The organism is Paraburkholderia sp. SIMBA_030, assembly GCF_046535245.1.
GTDB lineage: Bacteria > Pseudomonadota > Gammaproteobacteria > Burkholderiales > Burkholderiaceae > Paraburkholderia.
The window spans coordinates 1-229 of record NZ_JAWRXB010001823.1 but is presented as its reverse complement, the minus strand read 5'-3'; the positions used below and the strand labels follow the sequence as shown (position 1 = coordinate 229).

Annotated in this window: 1 pseudogene; it reads left to right on the top strand. The window is 61.6% G+C overall.

Features of this window, described 5'->3' with window-relative positions:
• A pseudogene (locus SB772_RS46280) lies at positions 1-229 on the top strand (LysR family transcriptional regulator); the annotation flags it as partial.

The window sequence follows — 229 nt, the reverse complement described above, 5'->3', positions numbered from 1 at the left end:
GACGCCGTATTCGGTCGGCCAGCGCGGCGCCATCGACGTGCATCTCGCGCGCGAGCGCTTGAAGCGCCATGTGGTCGTCACGCTGCCGTACTTCAATCTCGCGCCGTACGTGCTGATCAAATCCGATCTGATCTTCACGACGACGCGCCTCTTCGCCGATTACTACGCCAAGTTTTTGCCGCTGACCGTGGTGCCCGCACCGCTCGATTTTCCGCCGATGCAGTACTAC